The sequence below is a fragment of the Rhodococcus sp. JS3073 genome, from assembly GCF_026810085.1.
Lineage (GTDB): Bacteria > Actinomycetota > Actinomycetes > Mycobacteriales > Mycobacteriaceae > Rhodococcus_F > Rhodococcus_F wratislaviensis.
On the sequence record NZ_CP113951.1, the window covers coordinates 4,854,981 to 4,872,024 of the forward strand.

The 17,044-nt window shown below is 68.2% G+C and carries 13 protein-coding genes and 1 pseudogene; 6 read left to right on the forward strand and 8 right to left on the reverse strand.

Annotation, left to right across the window (positions count from 1 at the left end; translation table 11 throughout):
- Positions 1–45: 45 nt before the first annotated feature.
- From OYT95_RS21975 to ahpC, 3 genes are all read right to left on the reverse strand, one after another.
- Positions 46–1,320: a CHAT domain-containing protein gene (locus OYT95_RS21975; protein ID WP_268789047.1), complete on the reverse strand. Its 1,275-nt coding sequence runs from the start codon at positions 1,318–1,320 to the stop codon at positions 46–48.
- 111 nt (positions 1,321–1,431) lie between these two features.
- Complete coding sequence (ahpF, locus tag OYT95_RS21980) at positions 1,432–3,024, reverse strand: alkyl hydroperoxide reductase subunit F (protein ID WP_128640794.1); 1,593 nt, start codon at positions 3,022–3,024, stop codon at positions 1,432–1,434.
- Between the two features lie 174 nt (positions 3,025–3,198).
- The gene (gene ahpC / locus OYT95_RS21985; protein ID WP_005250059.1) at positions 3,199–3,762 is read right to left on the reverse strand and encodes an alkyl hydroperoxide reductase subunit C; all 564 of its coding nucleotides are present in this window, start codon (positions 3,760–3,762) and stop codon (positions 3,199–3,201) included.
- A gap of 805 nt (positions 3,763–4,567) precedes the next feature.
- On the opposite strand from ahpC, the gene OYT95_RS21990 reads away from it, so the two are divergent.
- From OYT95_RS21990 to OYT95_RS22010, 5 genes and pseudogenes are all read left to right on the forward strand, one after another.
- Positions 4,568–5,677 (forward strand): ring-opening amidohydrolase, encoded by a 1,110-nt coding sequence (locus tag OYT95_RS21990; RefSeq protein WP_268789048.1) that lies wholly within the window; start codon positions 4,568–4,570, stop codon positions 5,675–5,677.
- A gap of 162 nt (positions 5,678–5,839) precedes the next feature.
- The gene (locus tag OYT95_RS21995) at positions 5,840–7,342 is read left to right on the forward strand and encodes an amidase (RefSeq protein WP_268789049.1); all 1,503 of its coding nucleotides are present in this window, start codon (positions 5,840–5,842) and stop codon (positions 7,340–7,342) included.
- A gap of 92 nt (positions 7,343–7,434) precedes the next feature.
- A complete protein-coding gene (locus tag OYT95_RS22000) occupies positions 7,435–9,114 on the forward strand; it encodes a PucR family transcriptional regulator (RefSeq protein WP_268789050.1) in 1,680 nt (559 codons plus the stop codon).
- Positions 9,115–9,985: 871 nt separating this feature from the next.
- Positions 9,986–10,267, forward strand: coding sequence for a hypothetical protein (locus tag OYT95_RS22005; RefSeq protein ID WP_268789051.1), 282 nt, complete (start codon positions 9,986–9,988; stop codon positions 10,265–10,267).
- Between the two features lie 102 nt (positions 10,268–10,369).
- Positions 10,370–10,513 (forward strand): annotated as a pseudogene (locus tag OYT95_RS22010) (Lsr2 family DNA-binding protein); the annotation flags it as partial.
- A 10-nt stretch (positions 10,514–10,523) separates the two neighbouring features.
- Here the strand turns inward: OYT95_RS22010 and OYT95_RS22015 are convergent.
- The 5 genes from OYT95_RS22015 to OYT95_RS22035 form a co-directional block, all read right to left on the reverse strand.
- Positions 10,524–11,669 carry an RNA polymerase sigma factor gene (locus tag OYT95_RS22015; protein ID WP_268789052.1) on the reverse strand — a complete coding sequence of 382 codons (1,146 nt, stop codon included), beginning with the start codon at positions 11,667–11,669 and terminating at the stop codon, positions 10,524–10,526.
- The gene (locus tag OYT95_RS22020) at positions 11,666–12,073 is read right to left on the reverse strand and encodes a YciI family protein (protein ID WP_128640801.1); all 408 of its coding nucleotides are present in this window, start codon (positions 12,071–12,073) and stop codon (positions 11,666–11,668) included. Before OYT95_RS22020 ends, OYT95_RS22015 begins: the two co-directional genes overlap by 4 nt.
- Positions 12,074–12,344: 271 nt before the next feature.
- Complete coding sequence (locus tag OYT95_RS22025) at positions 12,345–13,856, reverse strand: tetratricopeptide repeat protein (protein WP_268789053.1); 1,512 nt, start codon at positions 13,854–13,856, stop codon at positions 12,345–12,347.
- Between the two features lies 1 nt (position 13,857).
- Positions 13,858–14,889: a hypothetical protein gene (locus OYT95_RS22030; RefSeq protein ID WP_268789054.1), complete on the reverse strand. Its 1,032-nt coding sequence runs from the start codon at positions 14,887–14,889 to the stop codon at positions 13,858–13,860.
- On the reverse strand, positions 14,886–16,211 hold the full coding sequence (locus OYT95_RS22035; RefSeq protein WP_268789055.1) for a hypothetical protein: 1,326 nt from the start codon (positions 16,209–16,211) through the stop codon (positions 14,886–14,888). The genes OYT95_RS22030 and OYT95_RS22035 overlap by 4 nt, the downstream gene beginning before the upstream one ends.
- 203 nt (positions 16,212–16,414) lie before the next feature.
- Here OYT95_RS22035 and OYT95_RS22040 point away from each other — a divergent pair, with 203 nt between their 5' ends.
- Positions 16,415–16,966 (forward strand): lipoprotein LpqH, encoded by a 552-nt coding sequence (locus OYT95_RS22040; RefSeq protein WP_268789056.1) that lies wholly within the window; start codon positions 16,415–16,417, stop codon positions 16,964–16,966.
- The last annotated feature ends 78 nt before the right edge of the window (positions 16,967–17,044 follow it).

Sequence of the window (17,044 nt, forward strand, 5' to 3'; positions counted from 1 at the left end):
CAACGACCGGCCGACACGATGTGGGGAACGGACGGCCGCCTCAAATCAGGAGGTGGAGATCGTCGCGAACGCCGCCCACAGCACCGGTGAGTGCTCGATCGTCCGCTCGTCCCGCCACGTGGCCACTCGGTCGCGTTGCCAGTCGCAGAGCGCTCCGACCGCGTCGGGCACGTCGTGCGCCGCGTCGATCGAGCAGATTGCGTCCTGCAGCGGACGCGCGTGTGGTGCCGTCCCGGCGATGCGCTGGAACGCGAGGTCGGTGGGCAACGCCCAGCGACTGGCGGTGACGAGCTCCGCCCCGCCGGCGATCATCGCGGAGACCAGTCCGAGCGCCTCGCTGAACCGCAGGTCGCCACCGCTCTCGCAGGCGATCAATGCCACCCGGCTCGGGATCGGCCACAGGTCCGCGCCGCGGGTCGGTTCGGCCGTGAGCGTGTGCGTTCCCAGCAGGAGGTCCTTCGCGGACAACGGCCGGTGGGCACGGGTCGGCTCCGCGAACCCGACGGAGTCCGCGGCGCAGGCGAGGTGGAGTTCGGCGTGCTCGCTCTGCCCGGATTCGGGTGCCGCCGCGGTGACGTGCCCGACGTACACCAGCCGGCCCGCACCCTCACGCAACGCCGTGCCGAGCCACTCCCGGTCGACGTCCTCGCGGCGGAAGCAGTCCGTCGGTTCGTTCACGTCGGGGAGCAGCCGGCCTTCGCCGGCGTAGCTCGCGACCCGCCGCGACAGCGGACAGTCCGCGGCCATCCGCCCCAGGACCGAGCCGAGCGCCGAATCCGCACGGAAGCCCGGCACCCGCGGGTCGAGCACCGCGACGACGGGGAGTTGCCGGGTGTGCGCCCAGGTGCGGACCGGCCGGGCGGGTGAGTGGACGATGCTGAGCGGAGCCAGCAGGCTGACGTCGGCGATGTCGACGAGACGCAGCCCGGCGTCGGGTGCGATCAGTTCCCACGGCACCTGCGCGACGCGGGGCGACGGTTGGATCCGCAGGTGGGGGCGCACGCCGCGGGTGAACAACTCGTGCAATTGCTGTGCGAGGCCGAACGGAAGGAATGTGCGTGAAAGGAGCTGGGCCAGATCATGCTCCGACTCGTAACCGGAGAAGCCGCCCGCCGTCAGAGCGTGGTGCAGACCCTGCGGATCGGTGAGGTCGGGCAGCACCCGGGCCAGCGCGGCGACGGTCGCGTCCACCTGCGCGGCGGGTGCGACGCCGACACCGCCGGGGTGGGAGTCGTGGGTCCACCGCCACGACGTGTACAGGTCGCCGGCGTCGGCCATCCGCACGATCGCGGTCGGCGGGGAACATGGGTGAGTCGGCACCGTCCCAGCATTCCCTACCCTCCGGATCGGTGGGGTGGGTGCTGGCCACCCGGGCCTGTCGACGCCGAAAGCCGTGCCTGCATGCAGGCACGGCTTTCGGTATCGGGTTGGCTAGCCGACCGTTGCTGCAGCGGCGTCCTCGGCGGGTGCACCCGTTCGGATGAGCCGGTCGAATGCGCTCAGCGCTGCGGTTGCTCCGGCACCGGCGGCGATGACGATCTGCTTGTACGGCACCGTCGTGCAGTCGCCGGCAGCGAACACGCCGGGCACCGACGTCTGGCCGCGGTCGTCGATTGCGATCTCGCCGCGATCGGACAACTCGACCGTCCCGGCCAGCCACTCGGTGTTGGGCAGGAGGCCGATCTGGACGAAGACACCCTCGATGTCGAGTGTGTGCGACGTGTCGGTCGTGCGGTCCTGGTAGGTCAGGCCGGTGACCTTGTTTCCGTCCCCGAGGACCTCCGTCGTGAGCGTGCTCAGGAGGATGTCGGCGTTCGGGAGGCTGCGCAGCTTGCGCTGCAGCACCTCGTCGGCGCGGAGCTCCGAGTCGAACTCGACGAGCGTGACGTGCTCGACGATTCCTGCGAGATCGATTGCGGCCTCGACTCCGGAGTTACCGCCACCGATCACGGCGACGCGCTTGCCCTTGAACAGCGGTCCGTCGCAGTGTGGGCAGTAGGTCACACCCTTGTTCCGGTACGTGTCCTCGCCGGGCACGTTCATCGAGCGCCACCGGGCACCCGTCGACAGGATGACGGTGCGCGCGAGAAGCGAAGCACCGCTTTCCAGTTCGATCTCGACGAGACCGTTCTCGGTGGCTGCCGGCACGAGCTTCGCGGCCCGCTGCGTGTTCATGATGTCGACGCCGTACTGACGGACGTGATTCTCGAGCGCCGACCCGAACTGGGGGCCCTCGGTGTAGGGAACGGAGATGAAGTTCTCGATCGCCATGGTGTCGAGTACCTGGCCGCCGAAGCGCTGCGCGGCGATTCCGGTGCGAATTCCCTTGCGCGCGGCGTACACCGCGGCCGCGGCGCCGGACGGGCCGCCTCCGACGACGAGCACGTCGAAGGGATCCTTCTGGGCGATCGCGGTGGCGGCGCGGTCGGCGGCGCCGACGTCGAGCTTGCCGGCGATTTCCTCCAGGCTCATCCGGCCGGAGCCGAAGAGCTCGCCGTTGAGGAAGACCGTCGGGACAGCCATGATCTGGCGGCCGTCGACCTCGTCCTGGAACAGGGCACCGTCGATCGCGACGTGACTGATGCGCGGATTGAGCACGCACATCAGATTCAGCGCCTGCACCACGTCCGGGCAGTTCTGGCAGGACAGCGAGAAGTAGGTCTCGAAGTGGAAGTCGCCGTCGAGGTCGCGGACCTGCTCGAGCAGTTCGGGGGCCTCCTTCGACGGGTGGCCGCCGACCTGGAGCAAAGCGAGTGCGAGCGAGGTGAACTCGTGGCCGAGAGGGATGCCGGCGAAGCGGACCTCGATGTCGGTGCCGCTGCGGCGGACCGCGAACGACGGGCGTCGCGTGTCGTCGTCGCGGCGTTCGTAGGTGATCTTCTCCGACATCGCCGCGATCTGGGTGAGCAGTTCGGCGAGTTCGACCGACTTGGGTCCGTCGTCGAGTGAGGACACGAGCTCGATCGGCAGGGTCAGCTTTTCGAGCAGGGACTTCAGTTGGCCGGCAAGCGAGGCTTCGAGCATGAGGATCTACTCCATCGATCGGGAGGACAAGGGATCGGAAACCGGAAATTTTGGTTCAGGTGGTCCGGAAGGTGTTGGTGCGACACCGATTGCCCCCACGGGAGCTGAGCACCGGGAACCGCCCGCACGGGCTCAGGAAACCTGAGCCCGTGCCTGCGGTACGACTGCGCTGCGTCAGATCTTGCCGACGAGATCCAGCGACGGGGCGAGAGTCTCTTCGCCCTCTTCCCACTTGGCCGGGCAGACCTCGCCCGGGTGCGACCGGACGTACTGAGCGGCCTTGACCTTGCGAACCAGCTCAGCGGCGTTGCGCCCGATGCCTTCTGCGGTGACCTCGGTGAACTGGATGACACCGTCGGGGTCGACGAGGAACGTGCCGCGGTCGGCCAATCCCTCGTTCTCGCGGAGGACCTCGAAGTTCTTGCTGATCTCCTGGGTCGGGTCACCGATCATGGCGTACTTGATCTTGCCGATGGTGTCGGAAGATCCGTGCCATGCCTTGTGCGTGAAGTGCGTGTCGGTGGACACCGAGAAGACCTCGACGCCGAGGCGCTGCAGTTCCTCGTGGTGGTCGGCGAGGTCGCCGAGTTCCGTCGGGCACACGAAGGTGAAGTCGGCCGGGTAGAAGTAGAAGACCGCCCACTTGTCCTTGATGTCGTCCGCGGACACGGTGATGAACGCGCCGTCCTTGAAGGCGTTCGCGGCGAAGGGCTTGATCTGCGTGTTGATCAGGGCCATTGAAACCTCTATTCGTGGATACGGGGAAGCCGACAGCGACGAGGTTATCCAGCACATTGGAATAGGTCCAATCTATGAGACCTATTCCATAGATTGGGTGGGGCTATCAATGGTCACCGAATCGGCAGCATTGCAGGTCAGCGCGGCACTCCACCCGCACCGCCCGGGGTACTCGCCGGAGGTGCGGTGTGACGACCGTGACACCCATCGCCCCGAAAACCCTCGTAGGGAATGGAAGCGGAGGCGTCCCCCGTACACATCCATCGGGAGTCCCGTCTCGCGGAAGGTCGTGTGTCAGGTCCGGTTTCCGGTGGGGAGAACCACGGATCCCAGTGGCCGGAGTCGGCGAGGACCTGCAGTAGTGGCGGGTCGGTGGGGATGCGGTGCAGGTCCAGTCGCCAGGTGTGGCCGCTTACGTCGCCGCGGTCGGAATCCCGGAACATGCCGTGCCTGTGGATCGGGTGGCGGGGTGTGCGCGAGGTGCGGCCACGAGACTTCGGGGATGACGGCGAGTCAGATCTGCCCAATGGCAGCTCTGGTTTGGGCAAATATTGCCAGTGCTCACAAGTGGTCGCCCTCATAGCGTGGGCGGCGTGAGAGTTCTGATCGGGTTCCCGCAGATCCGCACAGTCGGTGGTGACTTCTGGCGGTGGTCGCCGAGGTCACGACCCGCATGCCGATTCGTTGGGATCGGGCGGGGTGGTCGCCACATCCCGCACCGTGTTCACCGTGGACGCGCCGCCAGCCGAACGATCGTCACCGCCTGATTTTCCTACCCCGTACGCCCCACATAGAGGAGATGTCAATGCCTGACGCAATCGAGGTCCGCAAGGTTCCGCTGCACAGCGTTTCCGACGCCGGCGAGCTGGCCAAGCTCATCGACGACGGCGTGCTCGACGCGGACCGTGTCGTCGCTGTCATCGGCAAGACCGAGGGCAACGGCGGTGTCAACGACTACACGCGCATCATCGCGGACCGAGCCTTTCGTGAGGTCCTCTCGGCGAAGGGCAGCCGCAGCGCCGACGAGGTGGCCGAGGTGCCCATCGTCTGGTCCGGCGGGACCGACGGTGTGATCAGCCCGCACGCAACGATCTTCGCGACTGTGCCAGCCGGGAAGGCGGCGAAGACCGACGAGCCGCGGCTGACCGTCGGTGTCGCGATGAGTGAGCAGCTGCTGCCCGAGGACATCGGTCGCACGCCGATGATCACGAAGGTGGCCGCGGCGGTGAAGATGGCGATGGCCAATGCCGGCATCAGCGACCCGGCCGACGTGCACTACGTGCAGACGAAGACGCCGTTGCTCACGATCCACACCATCCGCGACGCCAAGAGCCGCGGCGAGACGGTGTGGACCGAGCACACCCACGAGTCGATGGACCTGTCCAACGGCGTTACGGCACTGGGGATTGCCGTCGCGCTGGGCGAGATCGACATGCCCGGCGATGCCGATGTCATGCACCGCCGGGACCTCTTCTCGTCGGTGGCATCCTGTTCGTCGGGGGTCGAGTTGGACAGGGCCCAGGTCGTCGTCGTCGGTAATGCGCGTGGTGTCGGCGGTCGCTACCGGATCGGGCACAGCGTGATGAAGGACCCGCTCGACCAGGACGGCATCTGGGCGGCGATCCGGGACGCCGGACTCGAGCTGCCCGAGCGGCCCCACACGAGCGACCTGGACGGCCGGCTCGTCAACGTCTTCCTCAAATGTGAAGCAAGCCAGGACGGGACGGTCCGCGGCCGCCGCAACGCGATGCTCGATGACTCGGATGTGCACTGGCACCGCCAGATCAAGTCCTGCGTGGGCGGTGTCGCGTCGTCGGTGACGGGGGACCCGGCGGTGTTCGTGTCGGTGTCGGCAGCACACCAGGGTCCTGAGGGCGGCGGCCCCGTTGCCGCCATCGTCGACCTCGGCCAATAGTTCGTGCTCACAACGTGAGTGAGGTTGCGTCGCGGCCCGGCAACCGGGCCGCGACGCAACCTCGACTACACCAACCGCCGATCGTGAACGATGCTGCGGTCGGAGTCCATGCACGTCGGCGGTTCGCCGGTACTCGTTATTGAAACGTGGAGAGGTTCACCCATGTCACACGTCATCGACCCCGTCACCGTCGGCGATTCCGGCCCTCGCACGGAACCCTCGTTCCCGCCGCGCGAATATGGGGAGCTCGTCATGTGTGACGCGCTGACGCTCAGTAGTGTGATCAAGAGTCGCCAGGTGTCGTGCATCGACGTCATGACCGCCTATCTCGACCACATCGAATTGCACAATCGCAGTGTCAACGCCATCGTCGCCCTGCGTGACCGGGACCCGTTGCTGGCCGAGGCGCGCGAGCGGGACCGCCAATTGGCCGACGGGCACTACCTCGGCTGGATGCACGGATTCCCGCACGCCGTCAAGGACCTGTCCGCGGTCAAGGGACTACCGTTCAGCTCCGGATCGCCGATCTTTGCCGACCGGATCGCCGACGCGGACGAAATGTTCGTCACCCGGATCAGGGCAGCCGGTGCCATCATCATCGGCAAGACCAACACCCCCGAGTTCGGACTCGGATCGCAAACGTACAACCCGGTCTGGGGCACGACGGCGACACCGTACGACACCTCCCGCACCGCCGGTGGAAGCAGCGGCGGCGCTGCTGCGGCCCTGGCGTTGCGGATGGTTCCGGTCGCCGACGGTAGTGACTACATGGGGTCCCTGCGCAATCCGCCGGCCTTCAATAATGTTGTGGGCTTTCGCCCGTCGTGGGGGCGCATCCCCGAGACCGGATTCATCGCGCAGGGCGCGGTTGTCGGTCCGATGGGGCGGTCGGTGGCTGATGTGACGCACCTGCTGTCCACGATGGCGGGTCCCGACGCCAACGCCCCGCTGGGCATCGACGAGGACCCCGAGATATTCACCCGGAGCCTTGACCGTGACTTCAGCGGGACTCGGATCGCATGGGTAGGGGACTGGGGCGGGTACCTGGCAACGGAACCCGGAGTCCTCGAACTGTGCGAGTCCGCATTCGAGGCGTTCGGGAACATCGGTTGCCGCGTCGAGGCGGCGCTCCCCGACTACAAGCCCGAGGACATTTGGCAGCTGTTTCTGAGGTGGCGCTGGTGGGCGCAACTCGGCTTGGTCGACCTCTACAACGACCCGCAGACACGCGCGCAGATGAAGCCCGAGTTCGTGTGGGAGATGGAGCACGGAATCGCTCTCTCCGCGCTCGACCTCACCAGGGCTGCGGCGGCACGTAACGACTGGCAGGCGGCGGTCACGAAGATGTTCGAAACCTATGACTACATCCTCGCGCCCAGTGCGCAGGTGTTTCCGTTCGACAAGGCCACACACTGGCCCACGACGATCGCGGGCCGGCCGATGGATACCTATCACCGGTGGATGGAGACCGTCGCACCGTGGACGATGGCGAGTCTTCCGGTTGCTGCGATGCCGGTCGGTTTCGATGACCGCGGGCTTCCCATGGGAATCCAGATCATTGGACGACACGGCGCAGACCGGGCCGTTCTCCAACTCGCCCACGCGTACGAGCAGGCAACGAAGTGGGTGGAGCGTGTGCTTCCGCCCTCGCTCCTCCCGGGCTGAGCCGTGCTGGTGACGCGGGCGCTCTATCGTCGTCGGCGTACGGTTGGCATATGGAAGATGTTGCCAACGGAGAGCGACCACAGGCACATGATTTGCCAACACCTGTCGGGTACGAGTTGACGGTTCGGGAGCTGCTGACCCTGCCTAGCCTGACCGGCTCGAAGCTGATCGCGGGGGCTGGCGGCCTGGAGCAGATCGTCCTGCGGGTCAACGTCATCGAGGTGCCGGACATACTGCCGTGGGTCAAGCCGAACGAACTGTTGATCACCACCGGATTCCCGCTGCGGCATGCCGACTCGGGCCAGCCGTTCGACCCCGCCGCGCTGGTCGAGCTCATCGAAGGTCTCGCCCGGCGCGGCGCGGCCGCACTCGGTGTGAAGGAAGGCCGGTACCTCGACGAGCTTCCCGCCGCGATGCTCGAGGCGTCCGACCGTCTCGGGTTTCCGCTGTTCCTCATCCCGCGGGAGATTGGGTTCGACGAGGTGATGTCCGAGGTGTTTACCCACCTCGTCGATCGTCAGGCGTGGGCACTGGACGTTGCGGACCGCATGCACCGTGCCTTGACCAAGATCGTCCTCGAGGGCGGGGATCTGCCGCAGATTGCGGACGAGGTCGCGGCGCTGTTCGACGCCGCGGTCCTCATCTGCACGCCCGACGGGCGAGTGCAGGCGACAGCTGGTGCGACTCCCAACTTGCAGGCGCTGCACGGGTTGCCGCTGTTCGACCCGTCCGGCCGGCTTCGTACCGAGCGCCTACACCACGGCCTGCAGCCGGCACCGGACACCGAGGCAGGTCAGATCGCCGTCGCGCCGGTTGCCGCCGGCGGCATCGACCATGGCCTCATCGTCGCCTTCGTGGCAGACGGCGGACTCGGCCCGGTCACCGTGCAAGCGCTCGAGCGCGCCGCAACCGTTGTCGCGTTGGCGGTCACCAAGCAGCTCGCGGTGTCGGCCGTCGAATCCAAATTTCGCGGCGACTTCCTGCGCGATGTTCTCAACGGCACGGCAGGGACGACCGCCCAGATCACGGAACATTGCGCGCAGCTCGAATGGGACGTGAACCGCCGCATGGTGGTCGTCGTCGCCGAACTCGACCCGGACGCCGATCCGGCGACGGCCGGCCGGACGACACCCCGGCCGGTTGCCGGGCGAATGCCGCAACAGCGGTTCACCGCTGCCTGGCAGCAGGTGGTCCGTCGCAGAGATCGGTTCGCACCGGTAGTTGGCTTCAGTCATGAAGTGGTGGCGTTGATGCCGGTGGGCGGCAGTGATGCCAAAACTGTGATCGAGGAATTGATCGCTGCTGTCACCGGGGACCGTGGAGGCGGCCGGCATTCGTTCTGCACCGGAGTCAGTCGCGTCATCGACTCGGTGGCCGGCATCCCGCAGGCGTACGACCAGGCGCGGAAGGCTGTGACGGTGGGGCGGCGCATGCACGGGAACGGTGCTGTCGCCCACTTCGACGGACTGGGCGTCCACAGGCTGCTCTCCCTGGTCGACGACAGCGCTGAACTCCAAGCCTTCGCCACCGAGGTCCTCGGTTCGCTGGCCGGCGACGCCGACGAAGCGATCGATCTCCGCCAGACACTGCAGGCACTCCTGGACACCAACTGCAACGTCGCCGAGACTGCACGCGTCCTGCATTTCCACTACAACACGTTGCGTTACCGGATCGGTAAGTTGGAGAGCATCGTCGGTCCTTTCACGACGGATCCGATTCTGCGCTTGGATGTAGCGCTTGCACTGCGGGTCGTCGAGATGGAGGGTTTGTAGCCGATCAGCGGTGGCCGAGTTGGGAACGCTCGAACAGGCTTGCGGATCCGTCGGGGCAAGTCCGAGGCACACCAACTGTGCCGGATCGTGCGAGACGCACCCAGCAGCTTCACGAGACGTGTCAGCCGGGCATAGCGGGACTGACGTCGAACGCCCAGAACGGCCGTCCGGGCCTGCGAGGTACGCATCAAGGGTCCGCACGGCAGCAGGGGAATATGTTGTAGCACAATCGATCACGGGTAAGGTCCGCTCGACGATGAACGCGGTGAGCGCGACCGGTGCCACGAGCAACCATTGGACCCCGGCGCACCTGCGCCCGCGGGATCGAGGCGGTCATCGCCGAAGCGGACGACCGGAAGTGCACACGCGCCCGCAAGGGCGGCGACGATGGTCGGCCTGTCGGCCCCGAAGGCGAGAAGTGCAAGGGCCGCAATGTCGTTGAACGGCACTTCGGGAACGACAGCGGGGCAGATGTTTTCACGACATGAGCGCTGATTGCCCCAGCTCACGCATGTCCCTTTCATGAGGGCATCGGCGATGTTTGCTCAATTAGTTGGCAAATTTTGGTAGGGAGTACCAGCGTTGTGCCTGGGTATCAATGGAAGAGTGGGTGAAGTTGGCGGGAGTAAACCCGAACGCAGACCCGCGGATATATGACGTGGCGGCGCGCGCCACTTCTTCTCTCCCGGTGCCCTTGCCGGAATCTCGATATCCGCGCGCTTGCACAGCGACACTTCTGGAAGGGAGGCCAGGACACATGCGCCTGAGCCACCAGGACGCGTCGACTACCCGTCACGTCGGTGGGCGGCACCGGTCTTCGGCAAGCTAGGAGCTCGCCCCTCACCGTCCACCGCCCCGTGAGAGGAAACCAATGAATGCTTTGCTCTACGTCGGTATTGCGCTGCTCATTGTTTCGAACGTACTGATCCCCCCGGCGCTTCTGCGATTCCAGAACGGCGCCAGCCAGTTTCTGCGCTCGACCGTCACCCTGGCATTGGCTGGGTCGGCAGCAATGCTGGTAAGCGCACTGACCTCCATCGATGCTTCGGTTGGACAGCGGTGGGCTACCGCGCTTGCCGGAGTCCTGAGCGGCAGCGTCGTGGCTGCGACCATTGCCCTGGTGATCGAGCCCCGATTCACCGAATCGGGCTAGCCCGGATTCAGACAGCGGGCAGTCCAACGAGTGGCCGGTTGTGCCCGGTCGACTGTATGAGGTGGGTCCTGCAATGGTTACGCCGTCGACGGCGTCGAGTACCGGCCGGTCGACCCCACTGCTACGAAGCGGCCGCAGGGAGAAACGAAGAAGGTCCGGGCGTCGGCGGTCGAGCAGGGATACGAGCTGTCCTCCCGGGGCCGCATCCCCACCGAGATCGAGCAGGCTTTCCACGACGCCCACTGATGATCGCCGCTCAACTGCGCAGCTGCGCGTTGAGCCGTGCGGCCTGTCGCGTGAGGTGGTCGCGTTCGGGGAGGCTGTGCGCCGATCGGGCGGCTTCGGCGTAGAGCCGTGCTGCGGTCACGGGGTCACCGTCGCGCTCGTGTAGGTACGCCGCGACGGCCGCGTGGCGGGGCAGGGAGGGGTCGAGCCCCGCAAGGGCGGCGAGACCGGCCCTCGGACCGTCGGCCTCGCCGACCGCGACGGCCCGGTTGAGGCGGGCCACCGGGCTGTCGGTGAGACGCACCAGCTCGTCATACCACTCGACGATCTGCACCCAGTCGGTCTCCTCTGCCTTCTGGGCGTCGGCGTGGAGCGCGGCGATGGCCGCCTGGGCTTGGAACTCCCCCAGCCGGTCCCGGGCGAGCGCGGCCTGGAGCACGTCGACGCCCTCGGATATCAGGCGGGTGTTCCACAGGCTGCGGTCCTGGTCGGCGAGGGGCACGAGCCTGCCGTCGGGGGCGGTCCGTGCGGGGCGCCGGGCGTGGTGCAGCAGCATCAGCGCGAGCAGGCCCGCGACCTCCTCGTGCTTGGTCTTGGCCGCCAGCTGGCGGGTGAGGCGGATCGCCTCGACGGCGAGATCGACGTCACCGGAGTAGCCCTCGTTGAAGACGAGGTAGAGCACGCGCAGCACCGTGGCGACGTCGCCGTGCTGGTCGAACCGGACGCTCGAGACGGTCCGTTTGGCCCTGCTGATCCGCTGGGCCATGGTCGACTCGGGCACGAGGTAGGCCTGCGCGATCTGCCGCGTGGTCAGGCCGCCGACGGCGCGCAGCGTGAGCGCGACGGCCGAGGCCGGTGTCAGAGACGGGTGCGCGCACAGAAAGTACAGCTGGAGCGTGTCGTCCACCGCCTCGCCCGGGCCGGGTACGGGTTCTGCCTCGACGAGCACCTCGCGGTTTCGACGGGAGGTCTCGGCGCGGGTGGCGTCGAGGAACTTGCGCCAGGCCACGGTGACCAGCCAGCCTTTGGGGTCCCGCGGCGGGTCGTCCGGCCATACGCGCACAGCCTCGACCAGGGCTTCCTGCACAGCGTCCTCGGCCGCCGCGAAGTCGGCTCCGCGGCGGACGAGGGCACCGATCACCGCGGGTACCAGTTCTCGCAGCAGCGACTCGTTCACTCGGTCACCGTGGGCGGCTCGGACAGGAAGGGACGCAGCTCGAGCCACTCGTGGATCGGTTTCCCACCCGCGCCCGGGGCCGCGGACAGTTCGCCGGCCAGTTCGAGCGCCCGCTGGTGGGTTTCGACGTCGATCACCATCCAGCCGGCGATCAGGTCCTTGGTCTCGGCGAACGGGCCGTCGGTGACGGGTGGTCGCCCCTCGCCGTCGTAGCGGACGAACGTGCCCTCCGGGGAGAGTGCCTGACTGTCGACGAACTCGCCGGTGCCCTCGAGCCGGGCGGCGAAGTCGTTCATGTACTGCACGTGGGCCGAGATCTCCTCCGGCGTCCACTGGTCCATGGGCGCGTCGTTGACCGATGCCGGCGCGCCGCGGTAATGCTTGAGCAGCAGGTACTTGGCCATCATGTTCTCCTTGGTGTGGTGCGGCCCATTGTGGCCGCGTTCACTTCGGGGACGGAGCGACGCGCGGGTTCTCGACATTCCGTCGCGATATTTTCCTGGCGGACTTCACCGGCCCCGCGTACCGCGGTGGGATCGAGGCGTGGGCGATCCGCCAACGCGAGCGACCGCGCGGTGCTCGGGCGCGCCGACGCTTCTCCCCGGTCACAGTCGACGACGACGCTCACACCGCCGAACGAGAAACCCGTCCGCACGCACGCCGATCGGCTACCGGTCACCACGCAGGCACCACCCGGCTGTCCCGGACCTCGCGCCCATAGCGTTCCTCGGCGACCGCGATCGAGGTGCCCAGCGCCATCCGTCCTTCCGACGTCACGGCCAGCCGCGGCGGGAGGGGTACCGGCAGGCCGGCGCCGGCCGCGACTCCCGCCAGTGCGGCGCCGAGCAGGAACGAGCCGTCGGTGCCGGTCGCGCCGGCCGGGGGAAGGTCGGGCAACTGCAGGGGGAGCCGCGCCGGGGTGCTGTGCCCGGCCCGGCCGACGTCCACCGTCGTCCCCGCGCACTGCGTTTCGACGAGATCGGCCACCAGTCGCGCGTCACCCGAGGCGTAGGCGAGCCGGAACGCCAATTGCATCGCCGGATCGGCGATCTCACGGTTCCACTGCTCGCGCTGACGCCCGTTCGGCAGCGTGGACCGCACGGCGTCGATGGCGATCGCCGCGGGCACCGCGAGCGCGGTGGCACGTGCCCGCACCGCGCTGTCGGGGGTGCCGGAGGCTGCGAGCGCGGATTCGAGCAAGGCTGCGTGCCAGAAGTCGACCTGCGCACAATGCAGCCCGAGCCCCAGCCCGTGGTACGTGTCGAACGCGGCAGCGAGCAGTCTCTCTCCCTCGTCGAACCGCCCTTCGGCGAAGGCGACGGTGGCGAGGCGAGTCTCGACGTCCGCGACGTCGAGTACCGCTCCGGAACTCCGGAAGTAGTCGAGGCTGCCGCGATAGAGTTCCGTCGCGCGTTCGGTGTCGCCCCGCCCCTCGGCGAGAAACGCCAGCACCTTCGATCCGATCCCCGCCCGGTGGCCGATCCCGGCGCGCTCGAAATACGTCTGGCTCGACAGCAGCAGTGGTTCCGCGTTTTCGGGTCGCCCCGAGCGGGCGTGCATGATGCCCAGGTTCTGCTGCGTTTCGGCGACCGCGTTGACGTCGCCCGCGGTCTCGAACGCGTCGAGCGCCTGCCCGGCGAAATCGTCGGAGAGATCGAAACGCCCGGTCTCGAAGTGGATGGCGGCGAGGTTCATCAATGGGTGTCCGGCCAGCCCTGGGGCGAAACGCACTGCCGCGTCGAGGGACTCGGTGGCGATGTCGGCCGCGTCCGCCCACTGCTGCCGGTGCATCGCGACCGCGGTCAGTGACAGCAGGCACGCGACCCGTAGGTCGCCCCGATCGTCGGCCGTTGCGAGCAATTCCCGCGCCTGCTCGAGCGCGTCCTGCGCGCCGTCGAGGTCGCCGATGTGCTGCAATGCCTGCGACAGGTTGACCAACGCGGCGGGACGCATCCGGATCGCGTCGGCCGGCATCACCGCGAGGGCTTCCCGGTAGAGGTCGACGGCCCTCGCATGATCGCCCAGTTCGTCGGACATGCTGGCCGCGTTGATGATCGCGCTCGTCCGAAGATCGCCGGTGGTCGAGCGGGCGACCCGCTCGAATGTCCGGAGTGCCTCGGCGACCTCTCCGCGGGAGTACGCTGCCGCGCCGGCTGCGAGGAGGTCCCGCGCACTCTGATCTCCCACGTCAGAAGTCCGAATCCGAGGCGGCCGCCGCTATCTCGGCGAGCAACGGCGCGTCCGGCGCGTCGTCCGGTGCCGTCTCCGCAGCCCGGCGTAGCCGCCGGCGGACCAGGGCCCGAACCCGCTCCCGGACCTCCGGACCCCCACCATCGGCGTGACCGTTCACGCCGAACCCGGGCAGATGCACGTCCACGGACACCCCAGATTCCGAGCCCTGCGGTGCGGCCGACTCGCCGAACCAGACGTCCCCCGACAGCTGCAGCGCGACATCGACGGTGCCCGATGCGGTGCCGACCAGCGCCCGGGGGCGTACGTGTTCCGGCACTGGTTCGGAGAGACCGGGTGCCGCAACGACACTCACCCGTACGGTCGTGTCCCCGGCGGCGCGCACCACCTCCCACGACACCGCCCGCTCGGACGCGTCGACGAGTCCGGGTGGGTACCGGCGCCAGTCGGATCCGGTGATACCCCGCGCCAGGACGAGTGTGCTCGGCAGCGTCGCGGTCGCGGTGCCGGCCGCGAGGGCGTAGTCGTCTGCCCGTCCGGGGCGGTCGGCGGGCGCCGGGCCGGTTGGTACGTGGGCGTCGTCCCCGTCGACGAGTAGATCGCATTCCGCGACGAGCGTGGCCATCTCGCCGTTCAACAACCCCTCGTCGAGCGGCGGGACGGCGTCGATCGTCGAGGTGGGCCACCACCGCGCCGCCCAGTGCGCGTACGCGAGTCGCCGTGCACTGTCGGCCATCCGAGGTCGCGCCGGGGAAACCGTGACGTCGCGCCCGGACCCGGACGCCACGGCGAGCGCCACCTCCTCGCCGAACACGGCCCACACCCAGTTCTGCGCCGAGGCGACGTCGTCGAGCACCGCGACCGGGACCGGGTGTTCGGCGAGCACACTCCACGACAGGTGTCCGCCGACGACTTCCAGCACTGCCACGTCGATACCCGCGGCGTCGTCCAGGATGCTGGGTGCGTCGTCGGGGGTGATGATCCAGATCCCGTCGGGCGTGTGCTCGATCCGCACCGTGCCGGTAGTCAACTCGCCCTCGATTCGGGAGCATCCGCCGCATCTGCGAGCGGAATTGCGCTGAGCGCCTGCTTGACCCGCATGCGATGGTCGAGGATGACCGATCGCGCCACGCCGTCGAGGAGGTCCCAGAGTTCGTCGGGTTCGTGGACGGAGAACTCGCGCACGTCGCGGCCGTGGAGTCGGACCCACAGACGGCGGAGGTAGGGCCGCCACGGCTCACGGAGTTCGGCGGCGATGGCCGCCAGTGGATTCGCTTCGGGCAGCGACGCCGCGTCGGCGCTCACCGTGAGGCGGCGCGCCTGCAGGACGTACGCCTCCCGTTGCCAGCGGCCGTTGATCACCCGGACGGCGGTCGTGTCCGCAGCCGACGGAGGGGATGCCGTTCCGATCGGACGCAGACCGGTCGCCAGTGCTGCGCCCGTCGTCGCCGCGACCCGCAGGGATTCGTCGAGAAGCGACCAGGGTGAGCAACTTCGGGCGATCTCGGTGGTGACCAGTTCGTGGATCGGCGGCAGTTCCGCGCGGTCGGTCGACGCGCGGAGAACCGTGAAGACGCGTTCGTAGACGGACCGGTCGAATGGGAGTCCGAGTGTCGCGGTCGATGCCGCCGCCCCGAGCCGCGGCGGCCCGGGCACCGGATGGCCCGTCAAGCCGAGCCGGTGGGCCGAGACCTCGGTGGTCCAGAGCGCAATCCCGTGGTGAGTCCCCGCGTGCCCGGCGATCAGGGTGTCGAGTGCCTGCCGTCCGTCGTCACCGTCCCGCTCGAGTCGCGCGCCGGGGCAGGCGTCCAGGACCACGTCGATTGTGGGGGCGTGGTCGCCGGTGGCCGCGACCGACAGCGGTCGCCGCCCCCACGCGACGTCGATCAGGGCGTTCAGTTCCCGGGCCCGCGCCGGATCGGTGACGTGGGCCTTCAGCGCCTGCGTGGTGCGGCCGGCAGCGAATTCGTGCATGTCGCGGAGCGTGTCCTCGGCGACGGATTCGTCTCGGAGCGGGTCGGGTGCGCCATAACCGGTCGCGAGTTCGAAACACCGTTGGAAGTACAGATCCTGGGGGTTGCCGTCCGTGATGCGCAGCGCCCGGCGAACTCGTTTGAGCAGCGTGAACCAGGCAGCGGCGGCGCGGAGCACGTCGGCGGAGGCGTGCACCCGGGTAGCGAGCAACCGGGCACCGTCGGCCGTGACGATCGGACCGGCACACAGCGGGTTCTGCACCGGGCGGATGACCAGCGGATCGAGGATCAGTTTCACGGTGCGGCTCAGCGGTCCGCCGTCCGGCCCACTGAGCGGTTCGACGCCATCCAGCTCACGCCACACCTCGTCGAGCACCATGGCGCGTGGTCGCCGAGCAGCCGCTGAGCTCCTCGATCCCGTCCGCATTCGAGCAGGTTACCGCAGGGATGCCGCGTCGACGTGCCGACAAATCTGGGATCGGTAGGGCGCGAGACGTTCCTACCTTTCTCACATCGGCTCCAGTCCGCGAGCCGAATCGACGACGGGCGCCGAGCGCCCTCACGAAATGTGAAGGACGGATCATGACCAAGATCGTTCGGACTCAGAAGCGCGTCTACACCGCCGGCATCGTGGCGGCGGCCGCTGTCGCCCTGCTCGTCTCGGGCTGCAGCGACACCAGTGACAGCAGCTCCGGTGGTGGAAGTTCCGAACAGTCCCCGGCGGCCTCGGACGTGGCGAGCCCGGCAGGCGCGTCCTCGGCCGCGGTCGACGGCAAGGCTCTGGACGCCGACTTCGACGCGACCTGCGCCAAGCAGGGCGACACGTTGGCGTTGGCGCTGGCGGACACCGCCAACGCGACGTACGGCGACCTGGCGGTCTCCGCGACGATCACCGGCACCGACACCGTGCAGGCGGTCGGGATCGCGGGCAGCAAGGGCGGGTCGAACGGCCTCCCGTACGCCCTCGGCTTCGGGCAGGGAATGCCCGGCGGCTCCGCGACAGTGGTGAAGGACGGCGACACCTACACGATCACCGGTGAAGGCGTCGGGGCGCCCGACATGAGCAACCCGACCGCGCCGAGTTCGTCGAAGTTCGACATCACGTTCGCATGCTCGACCGTCGTGGGCGGCTGAGCCGGCCCACCCGGGACGCGCGCGGAGTCGCGGCAGTCGAGTTCGCGCGCGTCCGCCATGTTCTTCCACGCAGTTCAG